General features: G+C 59.2%; 12 protein-coding genes and 6 pseudogenes. 14 read left to right on the top strand and 4 right to left on the bottom strand.

Going from position 1 to position 21,629, the window contains the following annotated elements; genetic code table 11:
• The 13 genes and pseudogenes from hypF to QN219_RS28270 form a co-directional block, all read left to right on the top strand.
• The coding region (gene hypF / locus QN219_RS28330) for a carbamoyltransferase HypF (protein ID WP_284003621.1) at positions 1–2,033 on the top strand (2,033 nt) is incomplete at its 5' end.
• A 16-nt stretch (positions 2,034–2,049) separates the two neighbouring features.
• On the top strand, positions 2,050–2,277 hold the full coding sequence (locus QN219_RS28325; RefSeq protein ID WP_283979525.1) for a HypC/HybG/HupF family hydrogenase formation chaperone: 228 nt from the start codon (positions 2,050–2,052) through the stop codon (positions 2,275–2,277).
• Positions 2,274–3,431, top strand: coding sequence for a hydrogenase formation protein HypD (gene hypD, locus QN219_RS28320; protein WP_284003620.1), 1,158 nt, complete (start codon positions 2,274–2,276; stop codon positions 3,429–3,431). The genes QN219_RS28325 and hypD overlap by 4 nt, the downstream gene beginning before the upstream one ends.
• On the top strand, positions 3,428–4,480 hold the full coding sequence (gene hypE / locus QN219_RS28315) for a hydrogenase expression/formation protein HypE (protein ID WP_284003618.1): 1,053 nt from the start codon (positions 3,428–3,430) through the stop codon (positions 4,478–4,480). Before hypD ends, hypE begins: the two co-directional genes overlap by 4 nt.
• An 878-nt stretch (positions 4,481–5,358) precedes the next feature.
• Positions 5,359–6,057, top strand: coding sequence for a hypothetical protein (locus QN219_RS28310; protein WP_284003617.1), 699 nt, complete (start codon positions 5,359–5,361; stop codon positions 6,055–6,057).
• Between the two features lie 31 nt (positions 6,058–6,088).
• Positions 6,089–7,636, top strand: a complete 1,548-nt coding sequence (locus QN219_RS28305; protein WP_283979528.1) for an aspartate aminotransferase family protein — start codon at positions 6,089–6,091, stop codon at positions 7,634–7,636.
• 904 nt (positions 7,637–8,540) lie between these two features.
• A pseudogene (locus tag QN219_RS34300) lies at positions 8,541–8,746 on the top strand (proline racemase family protein); the annotation flags it as partial.
• Between the two features lie 45 nt (positions 8,747–8,791).
• Positions 8,792–9,700, top strand: a complete 909-nt coding sequence (locus QN219_RS28295; protein WP_284003614.1) for a LysR family transcriptional regulator — start codon at positions 8,792–8,794, stop codon at positions 9,698–9,700.
• Between the two features lie 245 nt (positions 9,701–9,945).
• Positions 9,946–11,667 carry a dihydroxy-acid dehydratase gene (locus QN219_RS28290; protein ID WP_284003611.1) on the top strand — a complete coding sequence of 574 codons (1,722 nt, stop codon included), beginning with the start codon at positions 9,946–9,948 and terminating at the stop codon, positions 11,665–11,667.
• A 41-nt stretch (positions 11,668–11,708) separates the two neighbouring features.
• Positions 11,709–12,027, top strand: a pseudogene (locus QN219_RS28285) (MFS transporter); the annotation flags it as partial.
• Positions 12,028–12,192: 165 nt separating this feature from the next.
• Positions 12,193–12,486 (top strand): hypothetical protein, encoded by a 294-nt coding sequence (locus QN219_RS28280; protein WP_284003610.1) that lies wholly within the window; start codon positions 12,193–12,195, stop codon positions 12,484–12,486.
• A gap of 871 nt (positions 12,487–13,357) precedes the next feature.
• Positions 13,358–14,560: an SIR2 family protein gene (locus QN219_RS28275; RefSeq protein WP_284003608.1), complete on the top strand. Its 1,203-nt coding sequence runs from the start codon at positions 13,358–13,360 to the stop codon at positions 14,558–14,560.
• A gap of 10 nt (positions 14,561–14,570) precedes the next feature.
• The gene (locus QN219_RS28270; protein ID WP_284003606.1) at positions 14,571–16,313 is read left to right on the top strand and encodes an ATP-binding protein; all 1,743 of its coding nucleotides are present in this window, start codon (positions 14,571–14,573) and stop codon (positions 16,311–16,313) included.
• A gap of 81 nt (positions 16,314–16,394) precedes the next feature.
• Here the strand turns inward: QN219_RS28270 and QN219_RS28265 are convergent.
• The 3 pseudogenes from QN219_RS28265 to QN219_RS28255 all read right to left on the bottom strand — a co-directional run.
• A pseudogene (locus tag QN219_RS28265) lies at positions 16,395–16,553 on the bottom strand (helix-turn-helix domain-containing protein); the annotation flags it as partial.
• A gap of 250 nt (positions 16,554–16,803) precedes the next feature.
• Positions 16,804–18,178, bottom strand: a pseudogene (locus QN219_RS28260) (ISNCY family transposase).
• A gap of 302 nt (positions 18,179–18,480) precedes the next feature.
• A pseudogene (locus QN219_RS28255) lies at positions 18,481–19,446 on the bottom strand (ISNCY family transposase); the annotation flags it as partial.
• Between the two features lie 121 nt (positions 19,447–19,567).
• On the opposite strand from QN219_RS28255, the gene QN219_RS28250 reads away from it, so the two are divergent.
• A complete protein-coding gene (locus tag QN219_RS28250; RefSeq protein ID WP_284003605.1) occupies positions 19,568–20,599 on the top strand; it encodes an IS110 family transposase in 1,032 nt (343 codons plus the stop codon).
• Positions 20,600–20,910: 311 nt separating this feature from the next.
• Here the strand turns inward: QN219_RS28250 and QN219_RS28245 are convergent.
• A pseudogene (locus QN219_RS28245) lies at positions 20,911–21,390 on the bottom strand (helix-turn-helix domain-containing protein); the annotation flags it as partial.
• Between the last annotated feature and the right edge of the window lie 239 nt (positions 21,391–21,629).

Here is a 21,629-nt window from a genome sequence, read left to right as displayed (position 1 = left end):
AGGCGCCGCCGCTCGCCCGCATCGATTCAATCGACGTGCTCGAACTCACGCCAGCCGGCGGCGAGCGGTTCGAGATCCTCGAGAGTGTGAGCGGCAGGAGCGCGACCCGAATCGGTGGGGATGCCGCGACCTGCGCCGAATGCCGCCGGGAACTTACCGATCCCGCGAGCCGCTTCTTCGGCTATCCCTTCGTCAACTGCACCCATTGCGGGCCGCGATTCACCATCACCCGCGCGCTTCCTTATGACCGGGCGCAGACCTCGATGGCCCCGTTTCCGATGTGCTCGGCCTGCGCGGCCGACTATGTCGACCCGGAGAACCGCCGCTTCCATACCGAGCCCGTCGCCTGTCCCGAATGCGGGCCGAGGCTCAGCCATCCGATTGGCGAGGTGGCCGCCCGGGTTGCTGGCGGCGCGATCGTCGCTCTTAAGGGAATTGGCGGGTTCCATCTGCTTTGCGATGCCCGGAATAATGCCGCCATCGACCTCCTCAGGCTGCGCAAGGCGCATAACGAGAAGCCGTTTGCCGTCATGGTGCGTGACATCGAGGCAGCCCGGCAACTCGCGAAGCTGACCGAAGCCGAAGAGGCGCTGCTGATCTCGGCGGCAAGTCCGATAGTCCTCGTCGAAGCTCGAGCAGGCGAAGTCTCCAACGCCATCGCGCCCAAACTCGGCCGCATCGGCGTGATGCTCGCCTATGCCCCGTTGCACTATCTGCTGTTTGATGCGCTGGCGAAGCACTTGCCCCGTCCTCTCGCGCTGGTCACGACCAGCGCTAATGCTGGCGGAGAACCGCTTGTCGCGGAAAATGCCGATGGCGTTCGCCGACTCGCCGCGATCGCCGATCTGATAGTTACCCATGACCGCGACATCGCCGTCCGCGCCGACGACTCCGTCATGCAGGTGATCAACGGCGCCCCTGCCTTCATCCGACGCGCGCGCGGATTCGTGCCGGAGCCCGTCGATCTCGGCGAGGATGGTCCCTCGGTAATTGCCACCGGCGCTGATTTGAAGAACACCGTCTGCGTAACGCGCGGGCGCGAAGCCTTCCTGTCGCAGCACGTCGGCGACCTCGACAATGCCGAGGCGATCAGCTTTCAGCGCCAGGCAATCAGCCATCTGTGCTCGATCCTCGACGTGCAGCCGGAATTCGCCGCATGCGATCTGCACCCGGATTTCCGCTCGGTGCGGATGGCGGAAGGTCTGAATTTACCAATCGTGCCGGTCCAGCATCACCTCGCCCATGTCGCGGCGGTGGCGGCGGAGCACCGTATTAAGGGGCGGGTCGTCGGTCTAGCACTCGACGGCCACGGCTTCGGCACCGACGGCACGAGCTGGGGCGGCGAAATGCTCGTCATCGACGGACATCGCTGGCAGCGCGCGGGAGCGCTCGCGCCGCTACCGCTGCCGGGCGGTGACCGTGCGGCTCGGGAGCCTTGGCGCATGGGTGTTGCTGCGCTTCAGGTGGCGGGATGTCTCGATCTCGCACCACAGCTCTGGCCGGCCCATCAGGGCGTCGCGCGTCTCAGGACGATGTTCAAGCGCGGCATGCAGCCGTCCCCGACAACCAGCCTAGGCAGGCTTTTCGATGCAGCTTGCGCGATAGCGGGCGTTCGTCTCGTCCAGAGTTACGAGGGGCAGGCCGCAATGGAGTTCGAAGCTCTGGTCCGGGCGCCGCGCCGGCTCCTCGACGGGTATACCGTCCGGGACGGCGTGCTCGATTTCCGAGCTCTCATCCTGCACCTCGCCGGGCAAGGTCTTTGCGACGGAGATGCCGCGGACCTCTTTCACGGAACGCTGATCGCAGGGCTTGCGGAATGGGCGGAGCAAGGAGCGCGCAGCCTCGGTACGAAGCAGATCGCGCTGGGTGGCGGATGCATGATGAACGGAGTCCTTGCGACCGGGCTCATGCAAGCGCTCCGCTCATGCGGCCTCGATCCCTATCTGCCGCGCTTGGCGCCGGCCAACGACGGTGGCATCGCGCTCGGCCAGGCGGCTTATGCGCGGCAGGTCATCATGAACGAACATGCGTGAGTAGAGGAAAACCGTCATGTGCCTAGCCGCCCCGGTCCAGGTCAAGGAATTGCTGCCTGATAACATGGCGAAAGCGACGATCGGCGGCGTATCGAAGATCGTTTCGATGGCGCTCCTCGACGATGTGAAGGTCGGCGACTACGTCGTGCTTCATGTCGGCTATGCGCTGGCGAAGATCGATCCGGAGGAGGCGGAGAGGACGCTCGCTCTGATCCGCGAAGCTGCGATCGGAGGTGCGGCATGAAGTATATCGACGAATATCGCGACGGCAGGCTCGCCAAGGACATCGCGCGGCGGATCGGCGCGATTGCCGACCCAACCCGCTCCTATCAATTAATGGAGTTCTGCGGCGGTCATACGCATGCGATCTCGCGTTACGGCCTCGAAGACCTGCTGCCCACCAATGTGCGGATGATCCACGGTCCGGGCTGTCCCGTCTGCGTGCTGCCGATCGGCCGCATCGACGCGGCGATAGCGCTCGCGATGCGGCCGGAAATCACGCTCTGCACCTATGGCGACCTGATGCGCGTGCCTGGTTCGAACGGATCCAGCCTTCTGAAGGCCAAGGCGGCCGGTGCTGACATCCGCATGGTCTATTCGACGCTCGATGCGCTGAGGATCGCCGAGGCCGAGCCGGAGTGCGAAGTGGTGTTCTTCGCCATCGGCTTCGAGACCACCACGCCGCCCACCGCGCTGGCGCTCAAGGCGGCGATTGCAAAAGGGCTCGGCAATTTCTCAATCTTCTGCAACCACGTGCTGACGCCGGCGGCCATTCAGAACATCCTCGAAAGCCCGGACGTGCGCAAGCTCGGCGCGATCAAAATCGACGGCTTCATCGGCCCCGCCCATGTCTCGACCGTCATCGGCACCGAGCCATACGAATTCTTCGCCGAGGAATTTGGCAAGCCGGTGGTGGTGGCGGGCTTCGAGCCGCTCGACGTCATCCAGGCAATCCTGATGTTGGTCCGTCAGGTCAATGACGGCAGGCACGAGGTGGAGAACCAGTACATCCGCGCCGTCACCGCGATCGGCAACGAGAAGGCCAAGGCGGAAGTCGCGGAAGTCTTTGAACCGTGCGAGAGCTTCGAATGGCGCGGCCTCGGCGAGGTTCCCTATGGCGCTCTGCGGCTAAGGGCGCAATATGCGGCCTACGATGCCGAGAGGCGCTTCTCGATGGTGATCCCGGCCGCCAAGGACAATCCAGGCTGCGAATGCGGCGCGATATTGCGCGGTGTCAAGAAGCCGGCTGATTGTAAGCTGTTCGGCACGGTCTGCACGCCCGATACGCCGATGGGGTCGTGCATGGTGTCGTCGGAGGGCGCCTGCGCTGCCTACTGGACCTATGGCCGCTTTCGCGAAAAGGCGCCGCAGGTGGACGCGGGGAGGGCGGTGGCATGAGTGTGATGATCCAGGCTCAAAGGCGCAAGCTCGACATCGCCAACGGCCGTGTCGACCTTTCGCATGGCGCCGGCGGCCGCGCCATGGGCCAGCTGATCGAGGGCATCTTCCACAAGGCCTTCGACAATGACTGGCTGCGCGCCGGAAACGATCAGTCGGCATTCGCCGTGCCCGGTGGGCGGATGGTAATGACGACCGACGGTTACGTTGTCTCGCCGCTCTTCTTTCCCGGCGGCAACATCGGCACGCTCGCCGTTTACGGCACGATCAACGACATCGCCATGGCGGGCGCGGTTCCGCTCTACCTCTCGGCGAGCTTCATCATCGAGGAGGGTTTCCCTCTCATTGACCTCGGCCGGATTGCCGACAGCATGGGCGCCGCCTCGCGCGACGCGGGGGTGCCGATTATCACCGGCGATACCAAGGTGGTCGAGCGCGAAAAGGCGGACGGTGTGTTCATCTCGACCGCCGGCGTCGGCCTAGTTCCTGCCGGGCTCGATTTGCGGTCGAACGCTGCCAGGCCCGGCGATGCGGTGTTCATATCCGGCACTATAGGCGACCATGGCGTCGCCGTGATGTCGAAGCGCAAGAACCTTGAATTCGACACGGCGATCGTCTCGGATAGTGCCGCGTTGCACGGTCTTGTGGCCGACGTGGTCGCGGCGGGAGGTAGCCATATCCGGCTGATGCGCGATCCCACGCGCGGCGGCATTGCCGCGGTGCTGAACGAGATCGCCAGTCAGTCGAACGTCGGTTTCCACATCGAGGAGGAGGCGATTCCGCTGAAGCCGGAAGTCGCTGCGGCCTGCGAGTTGCTCGGCCTCGACCCGCTCAACATCGCCAACGAGGGGAAGCTCGTGGCGGTCGTGGCGCCCGAGGCTGCTGACGTGGTGCTGGCGGCGATGCGGGCCCACCCGCTCGGGCTCGAAGCGTCGCTTGTCGGCCATGCGGTGGCGGACGAAAACTGCTTCGTGCAGATGGCGACCTCGTTCGGGGGCCGCCGGATCGTCGACTGGCTATCTGGCGAACAGTTGCCGCGGATCTGCTGAGGCCGGCCGATGCGGATACTGCTCCTCGGCAAAGCTTCAATTCGCTTTCCCAGCGCCTGCTTGTCGACCTGCGGCGGCCCGGCACGGGGTGTCCTGTAGAACTCGCCATCCATGGCGCCCTCAGCCGCGGGGCGGTGGCCCTGTTTTCACCATTGCTCCGTTTCTCAAGCGAGCCATCGCTGGGGGATGTATGGCGCAGGGCGCGCTGCGTGATCGCGCATCTTGGCTACACGGCGACTGGGTCGGAGCGCGCTCGACGGGGCGATACTAGATCGCGAAGGGGGGCGCGGTTTCCTGCCCAATGACCGGATGTAGCGTCTTGGTGGCGATCACGAGCGGGGGCATTTATCGGCAACAAGATGCAAGGCCCTGCTCGATAAGGCCGTTGAACAATATCTGCTCACCACCGGCGGTGCCTTTGCTCCGATTTACATGCGACCGGCGAGGAGGAGATACTCGCAGGTGACTGGACAGATTGGGGTTCTTTGGGGGCGAATAAACCTAACCTTGAGCAAAGGGCGCCTCTATTCGCAAAAAAGAAACCCCGGCGAACAGCTTTTGGCCAAGCCGGAACTGGGCGGGATGTTTGCTTCGACCTTCCCCAAGCCACCGGAGAGCCTGCTCGGTGGAGGACATTTGTGCCTACTGCAAGCCCATGCGGAATCCCCCGACGCACCGGCAACGATGCTTAGTGAGGGATCAGCATAAGCATCATGTCTAGATGAAAGCGATTGCACCCGTTGTCGGCTTTTAGACAATATGTCGGAGGGAGACACTGGACTGTTTAGACTGACCATCTTGTTTTCAAAGGGTTTTCTCCTTGGCACGGCAATTGCGTGGACACGGGCAAAGACCCTACCGCGAACCAGAGGCCGCCGATGGAGCTTGATTCTGCACGCTTTGATTCGACAAACCTGCATCCCCGCGCGGAGCGACAGTTTCCCACGGATGGAGTAACCCGGGAGCTGGTGCAGTTCGCCCAAACCCGCGAAGAATGCCAATTCGGTCTCATCTTTGGATCGTACGCCCTAGGAAAACGCGGGCGAGACATTGACGTTAAATTCTTTGTGTCTGGCGACGTAAGCGCGCAGTGTAGATCTGCATACACGAGCTTTGTCCAACGTATAAACGAGAAAATAGGTGCTCCGCCACTAACAGATGAAGATGTACCGTTCAAATATAAGGTCGTTCTTTCGGAGCGTATAATCGAGAAGGCCTTAAATCTGGTGCCGTTCAAGTGTAGTCGCGGTTTATTCATTCCGATGATGGAATTCTCCAAGTCATTTCTAAGATCCGAGTTGTGCCAAATGCGCACAGTGCTGAGCGCCATAACCACGCCGCACGTAGTTCTTGTAGATCGACGAGGTGCTTATGAAAATATAGCAAGGAAAGCTGCAAGGTCTCTAAACGTGTTGATTTCGAAAGTGTATGGCTTCGACTATCAAAACGAGGAAGAATTCTTTCGATGCTTGACTGGACAGTTCGAAGGACGTCGTCCGGTTGAGCATCTCGGCTACAAATCGTCTCCGGAACACAAGCAGTGGCTGCGGGACCTGATGCTTTGGGCGCATAGCTAATACTTTTCTCAACCCAACGGGAGGATGACGCGTGGAGGGTACCGAGCGCGCAAGCGAGCGATCTGCTCGTGCAATCGAAGAGAACTATGATCTGGTCGCCGGGGAGGATTTGCTTCACAGAACGCTCAATCAATGCATTGCTTTTAAAATGCGCTCCGGGGCAGGATATGGTCACGGTCCCGATGAAAGCGCGCGATTGAAGCGAATGTACGTAGGGCAAGCTCCGGTTCGAGGCTGCAGTTTTGAAGAGCTGGAAGATGAAATTGAGCTTGTTTTGGAGAATTCCTTCAATTTTTCCTCCCCGAACTTCCTGGGCTTCCCCGATGCCGGCAACAGTGTTGCGGCTTTGTCGGGCGCTTTGGTTGAGGCGCTAGCCCAGCAGAATATGAACAACTCGACCTTTGCCGCCAAGGCAGCAACTTTCGTGGAAGTGGCGACCGTATGTTGGCTACGCAGATTGGCGCAATTTCCTGAAATCGCCGAAATGCAGTCGGTCTTGGACGTAGGAGGGGTGGCCGTCACAGGAGGTACTATGGCCAACCTCTATGGCATCCTCATGGCGAGGAAACGTTTCAATCCGACAGTCTCAAAAGATGGGCTGCGCCAAGGCAAGAAGGTTAGAATACTGATCCCGGCGGGCCTCACGCATTACTCCGTGGTGGGAGGTGTCGCAATTTCGGGCATGGGTACTGATGCCATACTACCGGTGCCCACACGGGACTACCGATACGATCTCCAAGAACTCGATCGCATACTACGCAATTGCTTGGCTACCGACGAGTATCCTATATGCGTGGTAATCAACGCTGGGGATTCACGGACGCTTTCAATTGAGAAGATCGATGTCGTCATCGATTTGGTGAAAGAGCACGCGCCGGACGCATGGATCCATATTGATGCATGCCATGGCGGCCAGTTGCTGTTCAGCAAAGAGCGGCGTAGTCGCCTTCAGGGGATCGAGCGCGCCGATTCGATTTCCCTGGATCCCCACAAAGTACTCTCAGTCCCTTACACATGCAGCTACTTCCTAGTTCGTGACACTTCCGAGTTCGTTGGGTTTTGTACCTCCTCAACCCTTGTTATGGACGACCCTTGGTCGTTGGGGCAGCTAACCCCAGGGATCGGAAGCAAGTCCTTCTCAAGTCTGAAGTTATATCTGCAAATTAAAAAACTAGGGCTGGATGGAATGGCTACCCTAGTGGACCGGCGTTGCGCGTTGGCCGAGCAATTTTATCATCAAGTAGAAGCCGACGGTGAGTTCCAAACTCTGCTCGACGTTCCCGACATCAACTCTGTTCCATTTGTGTACATTGGGGGTGCAGAATCAACGTTTACGTTAGATGAAATCTCTAGACTGAACAAAGCTATATACGCGAGAATGACCCAACTAGGTATTTTTTACTTTCACGGGTTCTTGCTGAAGAACGACTCTCGAAGGTTCAAATATGAGCCTGCAGGGAAGATATTCTGCCTGCGATTTATGTCAGGCAATCCAGAGGTTACTTCGGATATGCTCCGGGCAGGCTTAGAGCATATTAAAACAATAGGCCGCGAAATTGTCAGCAAGGGTGCACCATGAGGATCTCCTTTCGAACTGTGCAGCTTTGTCCCTTACTCCTTGCGAAACGAATGAAGATCGCACGCCCAGAGACCGTACTGATTGCATCGGCAACCATGCTAGGACCCTGAGTCCTGGGCTGAATCGGCGGCCGAGGCGCCGTCAGGTATGCCAGGCCACTTCGTCTGGCTCGACGCTCGGCAGGTGCCCCCACGGCTTAATGGTCTGACCGCCATTGCGGTTGGACTTTCGAAGACGGGCAGACCGCGGAGGCAATGCGTTCGCTGATCCTTCTAGACCCCATGATCGGGTTGTGGACTGACTGGGTCGGTGGCCTCTCCCGTGACATTCTGTGTTCGAGGGTTGCACCAGGTTGGCTGGCGCCGAGCCTGAGGAATGGGGGCCGATGGTCGCCACCGCGTACACGCCAGCGTACCCAGTGCACTGATGATCTGCTGGACCAAGTCGTCTTGGCCCTGAGCGCCGGAGCTGCAGGCGACGAGCACACATGGTCGAGTGGAGTCCACAGGCCAAGGAGCCTCCCAACTCTGTGACCAATTCGGTTGATCGAGCAGCGGCCCGACATAGCGAACCTTGTCCGGCAGGGAGTCGGCTGCAAAGTCGAAGGCCTGACTGATAGCGAGCAAGTGCCGATCTGCACACCCGAATAAGTCCACCGTCTTGTCTAAGTCGGAGAGACCGAGGCCAGCGCGCGTTAGGAGTGGAAGGAATTGGTTCAGGAAGCAGGTCCAGTCTTCGTTCGCCGCCGCAGTCGCGATCCGCTCTTCTGGCGTTTGTGGCTGGGACAATCCGCTGGTGGCCGGAGGAATCCCTGGCAGAGGGCGAAGGCTAACATGGGGTGACAACATTGCGATAGGTACGCCCGCAGCCTCGGCGCCGCGACCAATACGGTGTCGGGCGAAATGGCTTCAGGCATCCGGCAAACGAGTGGGATCACATCTCCTTCTGCCAGTTCACCAATCCCGTGGTGATGAAGGACGCTATTTTGACGGGCAAGAATGTGCTCACTATGGGCACCGGCTAGATCGACCGACCGGCACCGGATGCTCTTCGTGCATGGCCGTGCTTTATGCAAAGGGCCAGATGAAGGTCGGGGATCGCTTCGTCGGCGTCTAGGCGACGCGGCTTGTATGATCGACTGAAGGGAGCGAGCGAATGTTCGAATTGATACAATTGCGGTGCTTCGTTGCGATTGCGGAAGAAATGCATTTCGGCCGGGCAGCGGACCGCATGAACATGAGCCAGCCACCGCTGAGCCGACAATTGCAGCAACTTGAGCATGAGGTCGGTTTCAAACTGATCGAGCGTTCGAGCCATTTCATCGGCCTTACCGTCGCGGGTAAAGCGTTTCTAAAGGATGCCCGCCAGATCTTGCGTACCTCAGAGGAGGCGTTGTCGAACGCACGTCGCATATCGGAGGGAACTGGGGGAACGATTACACTAGGATTCATTCCGGCGACCAGTTACGCGGTTCTTCCAAGGCTGGTGGCACTCTTGCTACAGGAGCTGCCGCATGTGAGCCTAAACCTTAAAGAAATGGTGACGGCCGACCAAGTCGAAGCTCTGGCAGGCGGTCGCATCGACGCCGGGATCTTACGTTTACCAATTGATCGGCGCGGGCTGAAGACCATCGCCCTCAGTCGCGAGAAGTTCGTCGCAGCGGTTCCCCATTCCAGCGCGTTAGCCAGGCGGCCGTCACTTCATATAACGGACCTAGACTCACAACCGTTTATTATGTACTCGCCGGTCGAGAGTCGCTACCACTATCATTTACTGACGACTGCGTTCCAGCCGGCGGGTGTTCAGCCTCGCATTATGCAATATACGCGGGAAATTCACACGATGCTTGCTTTAGTGGATGCAGGGATCGGTACCGCGCTGGTACCCAAGGTAGTGGGAAACCTGAGCTTTCCAAACGTGTGTGTGCTCGAATTGGAAATGACCCCCGTCCTCTACAGCGAGTTGACTCTTGTTTGGCGGCCCGCCGGCCGGAATCCGGCACTGGAGGTTTTCGTCGAGAAGTTGCTTCCGCGGTTCGTCGAAATGGACGCAAATCTCAAATAAAACCCCTCTCGGAACTTCGGCGCGCAACTTCTTTGATGCGAAAAACGCATTGAATGATGCCTAACCCGTTCTCGTACGGTATCGCGCTCCTCCGATAATATCCGACAGTGCATACATTGCACTCGGAGTTCGGGAGGAACTCAAGGATCTGTCGGCGCTCGCCTGTTTTTACGAGCGGTAGCTTCTTTTGCGGATACCTCGTCAGACCGAAAGGCCTCCTCCCAACATCACATGGGAGTTAGAAGATGGCTGAAGATGAGCCGCATGACCTTGATCGTGGACTGACAAATTATGGTGATCGGGACTTCGCGCGCTTTCTGCGCCGTTCGTTCGCTCGATCGCTGGGAATCTCTTCCAGTCTTTTCAACAAGCCGATCGTTGGAATTGCAATGACGCCGTCTGGCTTCAACAACTGTCATCGTATGATGCCGGAACTCGTTGAAGCCGTCTCTCGGGGCGTGCTTGCAGCGGGTGCGCTGCCGCGTCCATTCCCGACCGTGTCATTGGGAGAAGTCTTCCTGAACCCGACCAGCATGATGTACCGCAATCTGATGGCAATGGACACCGAGGAGATGATTGGTGCTCAGCCCATGGACGCCGTGGTTTTGATCGGCGGTTGCGACAAAACGGTGCCCGCGCAGCTTATGGGAGCGTCCTCGGCGGGTTTACCCGCGGTCCAGTTGGTTACCGGAGCAATGTCAACTGGCCGCCACCGCGGACAAAGACTTGGCGCATGTACCGACTGTCGAGGCTTCTGGTCCAAATACCGGGCAGGGACCGTTGATGCGCAGGAAATCGCGCAAGTCGAGGGTAGACTATCAGTGACGGCAGGTACGTGCGCAGTCATGGGAACTGCATCGACGATGGCATGCCTCTCCGAGGCGCTCGGGATGTCGTTGCCGGGGACCGCAGCGATTCCCGCAGTCCACAGCGACCGTCTTGTCGCGGCCGAAGAAAGCGGCCGGGCCGCTGTCCGTTTGATTGAAACGCGCATTACTCCAAACCAGGTGATCACCGAGAAGTCGGTCGAAAACGCCATTCGTGTCCTGATGGCACTCTCGGGTTCAACGAACGCCATTGTCCATTTGACTGCCATTGCCGGCAGACTAGGCATTCGAATTTCGCCAGAGAGGTTCAACGAGATATCTGACGAGACGCCAGTCCTTGTCGATCTTAAGCCCGTAGGGCAAGGTTACATGGAAGACTTCCACGCGGCTGGCGGCATGGGCGCTGTGCTACGCGAACTCGCCCCTCTTCTTCACCAGGATACAGTCGATATCGAAGGGAGGACTCTTGCAGAGCGTTTGGAGGAGCCACTTGATTGGATCGACCGCTCGATAATTCGGTCTTTTGATGAACCGATTTCCCCGGTTGGCGGTTTGGTTGCTCTTTCCGGAAGCCTCGCTCCGGATGGAGCAATCTTCAAGCGGGCGGCGGCGACTCCGGAACTGTTCGAGTCTGACGGACGCGCAGTGGTGTTCACTGGATTGGAAGATCTGAGCCTTCGTATCGACTCCCCTGGTCTAGACGTGGAGCCGGGTGACATTCTGGTTCTGCAAAATGCCGGCCCGCATGCTGCAGGGATGCCCGAGGCTGGCTACCTCCCGATCCCGAAAAAGCTCGCCCAGGCGGGCGTGAAGGACATGGTGCGAATTTCAGACGCCCGTATGTCCGGTACTGCCTTCGGATCCATCGTTCTGCATGTTGCGCCAGAGGCCGCTGTCGGCGGACCATTGGCCGCTGTGCGGAACGGTGATCGAATCCGCTTATCCATCAAAGAAAAGCGCATAGACCTCATGGTCGACCAGGAGGAGATCGCGCGTCGGATGGCGGACTTTCAACCGCCCCCGTCTCCAAGCCGCGGGTACAAGGCTCTCTATCGCCGAAGCGTAACCCAAGCCCCACAGGGATGTGACTTCGACTTCCTCGCTAGCGATTTTGCACTTGGGAGGAGAAAATGGAAGTAGTCAATCAAGTTTCCGTTATAAGGCGTGTATTCACACGTCTGATGCCGGTTCTGTTCGTGTATCCTTGGCTATATTGATTGTATCAATGTCGGCTTCGCTGCAATCCATATGAATTCTGATGTGGGAATTTCACCTTAAATCTTCGGGCCTGGTGCGGGCATATTCTTCTTTGGTTACTTCTTGTTCGAAGTTCCGAGCAATCTAATACTGGAAAAAGGTGGCGCCCGCCGTTGGATAGCGCGCATTATGATTTCCTGGGGGGTGTTATCAGCAGGAATGTCTCTCGTGCAGGGACCCACCAGTTTTATCGTGCTTCGGTTTCTTCTGGGCGTCGCGAAAGCCGGCTTCTTTCCAGGTGTAAGCTCCGCATGCCAAGCGCTGGTGTGCGCGGCACCGCCTGCGACGGCGGCGTCGAAAAGACTTCGACCTTCTCGGGTGGCTGCATTGTTGAATTAACAGTATTGCGAGTGACCCATGCAAAGCGAATGTGCATGCTTTCGACTTGTGACAAATCAGGAGAAGCAAATGACTGAGCAATCTTCGTTCGAATTGTTTACCTATTCGGTGGTCCAAGACCGCGAAGAGCGTTGGAAGGAGACGGGCATCCCCAACATTTTCTTTGCCAGCTTCGAAGAGGCCAAGGCGGAAGTCACGAGATTGCGGGAGGATTTGATGGCGAGCGATGAAGAGGCTCTTCCTCCGTTCCGGATTGAAAAGATCGAAACGCTTCCAGTTTCGAAAGCCAACCTGTTGACCCTGCTCAACGATGGAATGGCGGCCTTCCTCAAGAGCTATGAAATCGTTGAAACGGTGGACTAGACGAACGGCGACGAATATGGCGTCGACGGCGTCACGATGCCGGCATCGGATCGTCGTCGACCACTTCAGCCTCAACTCTTCCACGTCCCGCGAATTATTCGTCCGCCGACGCATCATCGTCCTGAGCCTCACTGGAAGAGGTAGCGTTGCTAAGGACAATCTTTGGGAACGGAACGGGCGAAGAAAACACGGCAGGCGGACCAACAGAGTTAGCGATGCGCCCGCGCCCGTTGCTGAAGATGAGTGATTTCACTTCGAACGAAATCACGGACATTGGTTCGAAAACAGTTCGCGGTTCTTCGCTTGCGCAACAGCAGACCGTGCGTCGGCGAGCGGCTGGGCGAGCCCGTGAAAATAGGGGTTTGAGATGCGGGTCCTCGGAAAAGCCTCGCGTCCCCAGAGGCTGGCCGCGGAACATGTTGAGCCCGCCATCGAGCCGCATTGTTACCTCGTGGCGAAAAGCCCGCCTTCGTCGTCCAGTGCGCGGCCAAACTCAGTCAGGCGCGTCTGGGTCAGAGGCGTCGAACTACGGGAAGGCCAAGTGTAGTCAGCAAATAGAAGTCGTAGCCGGGGCCGGGCGCTTCGATGGCATATTGCAAAGATGACCTTCGGTCCAGACACCGTCGGAATGTAGGAAGCCGAGGTAGCGGATCTCCGTAAAATGCAGGGCAACTCAAGAATTCGCTGGTCTCGTGCCTTCGGACGAGACGGCAGCAGTCCGGCGTCCGGCAGCCGTGCTCGCCCTAGCAGGTGCGACTGAATTCACAGCCGCCACGGGTGCGGAATCCACCGACCAGACCTGAATGCGGCCTTCCGGTCGTGTTCTCGTGGCCGGCTAAGGGAATGTAAATCCGCTCAGCGACACTGGCAGTTGATCATCAAAGGATTCGTCATCCTCGGCGCCGACGCGTGGGACCGCTACCGCGCGTCGCAGGTGCGCGCCGGGGCTGACTGTCGTCGTGCGATGCGGGCAGATTTCAAAGATTTAGATAGACAACTTCTAGTTAAACAGCGTACGTGTGCGGCTCCTCCTTACGCACGCGGAACACCCATGGACATAGAGACTATCGCGAAAGCGGCTCAACGGTGTTTTGCCAGCATCCCGACGGTCGTGCTGGGCAGCGGCGCGTCCATGCCGCATGGCCTGCCCGGCATGAAGGCCCTGAGCCAGTACCTGAACGCGTCGGTACATCCCAAGGGCTCCGAAGAGGAGGAGAAGTGGTCGGCGGTCTCCCAGGCACTGGACCGCGGAGAGCACCTCGAAGCGGCGTTGGAGGGTCTGAATCTGCCAGCCAGCCTGCTTCACAAGATCGTCGGATCGACCTGGAACTGCGTCAACGAGAAGGACGCCGAGCTCTATCGCAGGCTCTATGCGGATCCATTCGCATATCCCCTGGGCGAGCTGCTGGAGGCCCTGTTTCATAGCAGCGCCAACTCCGTCGACGTCATCACGACGAACTACGACCGGGTAGTCGAGTACGCCTGCAACTCCGCGGGCCTGCTGTTTCAGACGGGATTCGCGCCCGGCTATCTCCAGAAGTGGGAGGCGGGGGAGAAGATCACCTTTCGAAGCGGCCACAAGGAGGCCCGTGTCGTAAAGATCTGGAAGGTGCATGGCTCGCTGGACTGGTTCCAGACGGCCGACGAGCGCGTCATCGGACTCCCGGTATTCACCCTTCCGGACAGCGGGGTCACTCCACTGATCGTGACGCCGGGGCTCAACAAATACGAGAAGACTTCAGAAGATCCGTTTCGGACGACGATCAACGGCGCCGACACCGCTCTCAAGCGCGCCGCGGCTTTCCTCTGCATTGGGTTCGGCTTCCGCGACAAACACATCCATCCGAAGATCATCGAGCGATGCCGGGAAAAGAACGTTCCGATCGTGGTGCTGGCGCAGGAGCTGACTGACGAGGCGAAAAGCTTCCTGCGGTCGAAGGCTGGCAGCAACTATCTCGGCATCGAACAGGCCAATGAGGGCAGCCGAATCTTTACGGCGGAATTTCCGGAGGGAGTGGCTGTGGCGTCACCTGGCCTCTGGTCGATGAATGAATTTAACAAGCTCGTATTCTAGGGGGACTACATTGGGGATCTGTAAGTTCGACGACGCCGAGGCACTCGGGTCCGTCGTTTCGGTCGACACGACCGCCGTCATCGTCCGTGTCGAAGATCTTGACCGGCTCAAGCGCCTGCAGGTGAACCGCCTCGTTGTGCTGCAAAGCAGCCGGGCGGGGCAACATCTCATCGGAATCGTGGTGAAGATCACGCGAAGACCCGACGAGCGAGCGGCCGACACCGGGATCGAACCGGGCGTGGAAAGCGAGCCGGCCGAAAACAACCTGGTGAGGATCACCCTTATCGGGACGCTGATCGACAAGGTCGGCCTTGCGTCGAACGTCTTTCGACGCACTCTGGAGACCGTTCCGGAGATCGAGGCGAACTGCTTCTCGCTCGAAGGGGACCGTCTCACCAGATTCATGCAGGTCGTGTCGAACGTCGAAATGGACGGGCCGAAGCTGTCGTTGGGAACTTACACGCTGGACGACGAGGCCGTCGCATACCTGAGCGGGAACAAGCTGTTCCAAAGGCACGCGGTCGTCGTTGGCAGCACCGGATCCGGGAAGTCCTGGACGACGGCGCGCCTGCTGGATCAGATCGCCGCGCTGCCGCAGGCAAATGCAGTGCTCTTCGACATCCATGGAGAGTACGCTCCGCTGGAAGGCGAGGCATTCCAGCACTTCCGGATCGCGGGGCCGGGTGACATCGAAAAGGGGCGGGCTCTCGACGACGGCGTGCTGCACCTTCCGTACTGGCTGCTCGGATATGAGGCACTGGTCTCGATGTTCGTCGATCGCAGCGACCAAAACGCGCCGAACCAATCCATGGTGATCACGCGCACGATCACCGAGGCGAAGAAGGCAACGCTCAACCGGTCCGAGCACAAGGAACTGCTCGACAACTTCACGATCGACAGTCCGGTTCCGTTCAACCTCGACGCCGTGCTCAAGACCCTAGAGGAGCTCAACGGCGAGATGGTCACTGGAAGCTCCGGCCGGGAGAAGCAGGGTGACTTCCACGGCAAGCTCAGCCGACTGATCGCCCGCCTCGAGGCCAAGCGCAGCGACCGTCGGCTGGCGTTCTTGTTTCAGCCTCCGAATGAATGCATGCAGATGGGGTGGCTGGCGAAGATGGTGCACCGTCTGGTGGCCGGCCGGGGTGCACAACAAGCGAAAGGCGGCGTCAAGATCATCGACTTCTCCGAAGTGCCTTCCGACGTGCTGCCGCTCATGGTCAGCCTGCTGGCGCAGATCATCTTCACGACGAGCCTGTGGACGGAATCCAAGATGCGCCACCCTATCGCCATCCTTTGCGACGAAGCGCATCTCTACATTCCCGAACGGACGCAGGCGGACAGCGGAGACGCGGTTGCGGTGGAGATCTTCGAACGTATCGCCAAGGAGGGGCGAAAGTACGGGATCGGGTTGATGGTCATCAGTCAGAGGCCCTCGGAGGTCAACCGGACGGTGCTCAGCCAATGCAACAACGTGATCGCCATGCGTCTTACGAACGGGGACGACCAGAGCGTGATCAAACGATTGCTCCCCGACTCGCTCGGAAGCTTTGGGGAACTGCTGCCGGTCCTCGACGTGGGTGAGGCGCTCGTAGTCGGCGACGCCAGCCTGTTGCCGACCCGCATCCGGATTTCGGAGCCGTCCAAGAAGCCCGACAGCCACACGGTGGCGTTTTGGGATCGATGGTGCGAGACCGAGCCGAAATCCGACACGGCCAACGCTGTCAGGGCCTGGCGCCGCCAGAGCATGTCATAGCGGCGCCGAAGGATCGACGTAAGAGATTACGCCAGCGTCGCGAAGACGCCGGCGTTCAGCGCGCTCGAGGCCAGCGAAATTGTCGGCATCATGAAAGGTATTGCGCTTCAGCTCACGATAGATCGTCGATCGATGCCGACCGAGTTGGCGGGCGATCTCACCGACAGGAACCTTGCGTTCCATGAGCTGATGCAAACGTCGGCGATCGGAAAGGGTGAACTGCGAATAACGTCGAGACATTCCAAAATCTCCAAGGGGAAGCCATTGAAATCATTGGCATGTCGCACTTGAAAATAGAATGTACCCGGCTACATACGTGTGGCGGCCAGGTTGAAATGTCCGTTCCGGCGCAAAGTAAAAATGTCACTTCAGGCTGCCGCACGGCACGACGACCAGCCCCGATCTGACCGGCTGGTCCGGGTTGCAAGGTGAGATCGGGGCGGGTTGATTAGCCACTGATCGGCTTTAGCTTTGACAGCCGAGCAGTCGATCATTCTGCGGCATCGAGGCGAGAGAGCGCTTGCTGCCGCCGAGCAATGACCGCTGGGTCGTTCATGAAATCCATCCGCTTGCCCGGCTTGCGACCCCGCGGCGTGTAGCCATTCTTCTCGCTGTTGGTCTTGACCTTCGGCGACGGCGGCTGATCCTGCCGCTCCTTGATATAGGCCAGCACATCGGAAAGCCGCTTGTTCTCGATGATCGCCGCATGCGTCACCCGCTGGTCCTTGTCGAACGTCCTATAGGGCAGGGAATGCCCCTTCCAGCGAATGTCGAGTCGGCCGTCGGCATAGGCGTAGGTCTCGACATAGCGACCAACCAGCCCGCGCGTCACCTCGTTCTCCTCGAGCATGATCCGCTTGCGCTCGAACGAAAACGTCAGCTGCGCTCCGACGTAGCGCTGCTCGCGCTTGCACAGGATCTCCCGGAACCGATCCAGCGCAAGATTAACGGGTCCGATGCAGGTCGCCGGACCGGGCAGGCGTAACCGCAAACCGGGCGTTATGGCGCTCCATGAAGCTAGGCAGGAAGGCGTTGCCTTCGTCCATGTCGCAGATATCAGCCAGCCGCAATTCCTTGACAAGCCGATCCTGCAGGGTCCGGTTCATCCGCTCTACACGGCCCTTCGCCTGGCTCGAATTTGCGCAAAGAATCTCGATGTTTAGCTCTGAAAGTGCGCGGCCGAACTGGGTCATGCCCTGGCCGCCCTTGGCATCCTTCTTGGCCACCCGGAACACCGAATGCTTGTCGGAATAAAAGGCGATCGGGGCGCCGTGATCCTTCAGATAGAGCTCGAGCGCCTCGAAATACGTAAACGCGCTTTCCGATCGTGCGAAGCGCAACTGCATCAGCTTGCCGGTCGCATCATCGATGAACACCAGCAATGAACATGGGTCACCGCGATCTTCGAACCAGCGATGCTCGGATCCATCGATTTGGACCAGCTCGCCATAGGCCTCGCGCCGCAATCGCGGCTGATGAAAGGTCCGGCGCTGCTTGCGCGACAGCCACAGGCCGGCCTCCGCCATCCATTGGCGCAAGGTCTCGCGCGACACCGTCAGGCCATCAAGCTCCGCAAGCTTCTCGGCCGCCAGCGTCGGACCAAAGTCCGCATAGCGCTCGCGCACGATCGCCACGGCGTAATCGCGCACGCCGTCGCAAATCCGATTGTTCGATGGGCGACCGATCGCCTTGTGGCGGATCGACGCCGCACCGCCAGCGCTCATCCGATCCAGCAGCCGACGCACCTGGCGCGTGCTCAAGCCCAGGACATGCGCCGCCGACACCATCGTCATGCGGCCGTCGATCACCTTCGACAAAACCTCAATCCGCTGCAGATCGCGCTCGCTCATCGCAATCAATCCCATCCGCAATCTCCCAGGTCATTGAAAACGCGGGGAGAGTGACATTCTTACGTTGCAGGATCAGGACACTTTAACTTTGCGGCTACATCAAATGTCAAAGCTATTTAAAGAAGAGACAAAGTAGTCAACTTAGAAATGCGACATCATCATACTCGTTATTACTGCGCTCGCAAGTGAACATATTTGCACAGTACGCAAACGCAAGCCGCCGACCGGCTGAAGCTGGTCAGGGTTGCGCAGGCCGGTCGGCGGCGGATGGCTCCAGCTGCAAAATAAACTTTAGCTTTGACAGCCCGCTCGCCCGATCACTCGGCCGCTTTCAGCCGCGCAAGGGCTTGCTGCCGCCGGGCGATGACGACAGGATCGTTGGTGAAATCCGTCCTTGGACCCGGCTTGCGGCCACGCTTCTGATAGCCATTGCTCTGGCTACCATCTCGAATGCCGAACATATGATCCGTCTGGCCAGTGCGACGTGGCCCGCCCTTGCTGCGCTGTTGCTCGCGCCCGGCCTGCATCTCGGCGACGATCGAAAGAATGTCGTCGAGGCGCTTGTTCTCAACCACCTCGGAGCGGTGCACCGAGCGCAGCGTGTCGAAGGTCCTGTAGGGCAGGGAGGTCGCCTCATGGGTGATCTCGAGGCGCCCGTCGGGATAGTCGCAGACGATGACCTTCTTACCGGCCAGCCTCTTGGCGAGATCGGTCGGATCGAGGATGAACAGCACCTTGTCGTAGCGCAACGTCAGCGCCTGCGACAGCGTGCGGACTTCCTTGCGGCACATCGCGCCATCGAGGTTCTCATGCTCGGCAAACGGCCGGTGCATGTCCTTGGGATTGCGCGGCGCCTTGCCGAAGCGACGATTGAAGTCGGCCATGAACTCCGGCGCATAGGCATTGGCGGCCGCGATCGTGTCGATGCCGCGCAGCCGAAGCTCCTTGACGAGGCGATCCTGCAGCGTCTGGTTGGCGCGCTCGACACGCCCCTTGGCCTGCGGGGTATTGGCGCAGATGATGTCGATGTTGAGCTCGTAGAGGGCCCGACCGAACTGCGTCAGGCCGCTGGTTCTGTCCTTCTTAGAAGCATGGGTGGTGCGGAAGATGCCATGCTTGTCGCTGTAGAAGGCGATCGGCTTGCCCCATTGCTGCAAGTAGGCCTTCGTCGCGTGCAGATAGTCGAAGGTGTTCTCCGAGGCAGCAAAGCGCAGATGCAACAGCTTGCCGGTGGCATCGTCGATATAGACGAGCAGGGCGCATTTGGGACCGCGGTTCTCGAACATGGAGTAATCGCGGCGCGACCGTCTCTGGCTTTTGGGCTGGTGAGGGTGGTTGCCCCCGATAGGATGGAGAAACGGGCTCTCGATTGGAACCGGGCCCAAACATCGGATGGAGGCAACCTTGAACCAATATATTGGCCTTGATGTTTCATTGAAAGACACCGCAATTTCGATCCGGGAAGACGGTAAACGGATCTGGCGGGGGAAGTGTCCTTCGGATCCCAATCTTCTCGCGCAGATGATCCGCAAAAAAGCTCCGCGCGCGCAGCGCGTCGTATTCGAAACGGGACCACTGTCGACGTGGTTCTATCACGCGCTGACGAGCGAGGGGTTGCCGGCGATCTGCATTGAAGCGCGGCACGCGCAAAAGGTATTGAACGAAACGCTCAACAAGACCGATGCCAACGATGCGGATGGTTTAGCTCAACTCGCTGAAGCAGGTTTTTACAAAGCGGTTCGGGTCAAGTCGTTTGACGCTATGATGACCCGCGCATTGGTGGCTGCCCGGGAACAGCTCCTGTACATCTCAACGCAACTTGGCAATCAAATCCGCGGCCTGATGAAGACCTTCGGTCTGATCATCCCGAAAGCGAAGGGTCGAGTGTTTGATGGCGATGTGCGGAAGCTTTTGGATGGGAACAGCGAGCTTGCGAAGATTATCTTGCCTCTTTTGGAGGCGTGGCACGATATCCGCAAGCGCGCAGCCGATCTTGGTCGCCAGTTGCTGATAGTGGCACGTGCTAGCCAAGCCACGAAGCTATTGATGACAATTCCGGGAATCGGCGCGGTCACAGCGGTGTCCTACGTTACGGCAATCGAAAATCCAGAAAACTTTCGAACGTCGCGCTCGGTTGGCGCCTGGCTTGGGCTAACAACGCGGCGTTACCAGTCAGGCGAGGTCGACTATGACGGCCATATCTCGCGAAGGGGTGACAATCGTTTACGTGGGCTGCTTTATGAAGCGGCGACAGTGCTTTTGACGAGAACCAGTGCCAGGACCGAGAGCAGTCTCAAGAGTTGGGGACTTAAGCTGCGCGAGCGACTTGGCTTCAAGCGGGCCGCTGTGGCCGTCGCCCGGAAACTCGCGGTCATCATGCACAGCATGCTCAAGACCGGAGAAGTGTTCAACGCATCGGCTGGCGCGACCATATAGGCGACGCTCAGCCTTCGTCCCTCAGCGCGCCATCTAACTTTGGTGCTGAGCGTCCCTGCTGCGGACGTGGGCAGGATCATTCCGCTTCTGGTGGCTGCAGCTCGTTGAGACTGCGCCTCGAACATTAGGAAGATCCCACCTGCGAAAACCATTGTGCGGCGACATTTGTCGACCGCGGAGACAACCCTGCTCCCAGCACTGGATAGCTCTGAAGGACCCGGCCGGTGAGGGCAGATCCATCCAATCGATTAAGCCGGTTGCCTGTCCCGCAAGCCGGCAAGGTAGCTGAATGCTCAAGCCCGCTTGACGGATGGAATGCGATTAGACAACCACCAATGATGCGAGCCGTCGATCTGAATGAGTTCGCCGAAGCAATCGCGCCGGCCACGCGGCTGGAAAACCCGCTTCTTGCGCTCGCTCCGTGACGTCCAGATGCCGGCCTGGATCATCCACTGGCGCAGCGTCTCCTTGCTGACGGCAATCCGGTGGCGCTCGAGCAGCTTCTCGGCGGCCAGGGTCGGTCCGAAATCCCGGTAATGCTCACGCACCAGGTCGAGCACCGTGTTGCGGAAGTCCTCGCTGTGGCGCCGGTTGCTCGGCCGGCCGCGCTTCTTCGAGACAAGACCGTCGGCGCCGGCCCGGTCATAGGCCTGCAGCAGCCGGTGGACCTGACTGCGGCTGAGACCGAGCAACGCAGCCGCCTGGACGACCGTCAGGCTGCGGCCGCGAATCCGCTGGATCAGTTCAAGACGATGCAATTCCTTCTGCGACATGGTGATCAAACAAGACATGACGACTCCGAACACTCATGGTCTCAACCACGCTTCACGTCGCCAGTCTTCCTTCCAAACGTTGACGTTTGACCAGCATCCCAAGAGGCGACGACTGTCGCATCTCTAACTGGCTCATATGTCGCATCTCTAAAATGCCGTGGAGAATCTAATCCAAGTGCAACAATGACGAGTGGATGGTAGGGGATTACCCGCAATCTCGCAAATGTGCCATGAACACCTCGGCTGGTGTGCGATAG

Source organism: Sinorhizobium sp. 8-89, assembly GCF_030124325.1.
In the GTDB taxonomy this organism is placed as follows: domain Bacteria; phylum Pseudomonadota; class Alphaproteobacteria; order Rhizobiales; family Rhizobiaceae; genus Sinorhizobium.
This window is presented reverse-complemented; position numbering and strand designations above follow the sequence as displayed.